Genomic DNA, 1801 nt, shown 5'->3' with positions numbered 1-1801 from the left:
TGCCTGGAACACGCCGATCTTGGTTGAGGTCGATGGTCACTTCGAATTGGTTGCCGCGTTGTCGCGCCGCGTCAGTGCCTTTGATCCATCGACCGGCGAGCAACTTTGGACTTGTGGCGGGACGGGACCTTTGGCGTACGCCTCGCCGATGGAATCCGACGGCGTGGTCGTCGCCTTGGGAGGCTATGGCGGCGCATCGCTGGCGGTCCGGGCGGGCGGTCGTGGCGACGTGACATCGACGCACCGGATCTGGCATAAATCCAAAGATCAAGGCTGGTTGGGGACCGGGGTTGCCGACAACGGATCGATCTACATCTGCAACATGAATGGCGTGCTGAGTTGTTTCGATGTTCAAACGGGAGAAGAGCTTTGGAAGAAACGCACCGATGGCGGAGGCACGTGGTCCAGCATTACGCAAACCGGTGACGGCCGCATGTTCCTGCTGACCAAGTCTGGCACGACGACGGTTTTCAAACCCGATCCTAAAGAATTCAAGCAACTCGCGACGAATTCGCTTGACGAAAAGACGAACGCTTCGGTCGTTGTGGCCGGCAACGACATCCTGATTCGCACCGACGAGGCGTTGTGGTGTATCGCGAAGCCTTCGCCGGAGTAAAAGCTTGGCTGTAGCGCTCGCTTGATCGCCACGGACGCCGGGTCGTCCTCGGGCCCTTTGCTTATCGCGAGCCCACCAATGACCACTGCCAGCAGGATGACGAACCAACCAAATGCGGTGCGGATTCGGTCGGCTGGCAGCCGCTCGCCAAGAACCACCCCAACCAGCATGCCGAGAAACGCGAGTCCAAGAAAGGCGAGGGTGATCCCCCAGTCGATGCTTATCGAACGCAATTGCCCGGCGAGTCCCGCCAGCGTGTTTAACGTGATGATTGCCAGCGACGTTCCGACGGCGCGTTTTGCGTCGATGCCAGCGAACAGCACCAATGCCGGCACGATCAGAAAACCGCCGCCCACACCGAGAAAGCCAGTCAGTACTCCGACGGCCGCCCCAATCAACAAACAAGGCCAGACGCGGCAACGACGGTCGCGATGCGATTGTTCGGCTCGCCCCCGCACCATTGCGCCCCCAGCCGCCAGCATGATCGCGGCGAAGATCAGCAACAGCGTTCGCTCGGAAACCAGTTCAGTAAGGAACGAACCGAGATAGGCTCCTGGCGCTCCTGTGACCGATAACAAGATCGCCGCTCGCGTATGAAAACTGCCTTGTTGCCAATAGCGTGCTGCCGCCGGCAAACTGGATCCTCCCACCACGACCATCGACATCACCACAGCTTGCCCGACCGGGACGCCGAGCACGAACGTTAAGACAGGGAGTGTCAAAATCGAACCGCCCGCCCCAAAGATGCCGAGCGTGATCCCAACAAGCACCGCCAGAATCAGGGCGAATAGAAGCGAATCCATTATCGGCCTCGGTCATGAGAAAAGACGGTTGCTGGCGGCGGCGGGGTCACCGAGCACTGCGGGAATCGACGTAGGTTTTGACGAACTGTTCCAACTGAGGCTGATCGCATTCAAACCCCATCTTCTTAGCCTGCGTGAGCGTCTGTTCTCCCGTCATCCCTTGCTCGGCGGCCATGTGCATCATGACCATCGCGCCTGCCCGCTTTCCGGATTGACAGTGTGCGAAGACCGGCTTGGGCAGTTCGCTGAATTTTTCGCGAAACCGATCGACTACCTCGGGTGACATATCCTGCATCGATACCGGAATGTGCAGATACTTTAATCCATTCGCTTCGACCTTCTGTTGCTCGGCGTCGGGCGACAATGGTTGATCATCCTCCCC

General features: G+C 59.1%; 2 protein-coding genes and 1 pseudogene. 1 reads left to right on the top strand and 2 read right to left on the bottom strand.

Translation table 11 applies throughout. From position 1 onward, the window contains the following. Window positions 1–616: PQQ-binding-like beta-propeller repeat protein (locus ABX749_RS31680; protein ID WP_372899553.1), on the top strand; the 616-nt coding region annotated here is incomplete at its 5' end. Between the two features lie 95 nt (window positions 617–711). On the opposite strand, the pseudogene ABX749_RS31675 reads toward ABX749_RS31680, so the two are convergent. Next, a pseudogene (locus ABX749_RS31675) lies at window positions 712–1419 on the bottom strand (sulfite exporter TauE/SafE family protein); the annotation flags it as partial. Window positions 1420–1465: 46 nt separating this feature from the next. Further along, on the bottom strand, window positions 1466–1801 hold a 336-nt coding region (locus tag ABX749_RS31670; protein WP_372899552.1), incomplete at its 5' end, for a beta-lactamase hydrolase domain-containing protein.

It is taken from the genome of Stieleria sp. (genome assembly GCF_041595215.1).
GTDB classification, from domain to species: Bacteria; Planctomycetota; Planctomycetia; order Pirellulales; family Pirellulaceae; genus Stieleria; species Stieleria magnilauensis.
The sequence above is the reverse complement of the archived record's forward strand: the minus strand, read 5'-3'. Positions and strand labels throughout refer to the sequence as shown.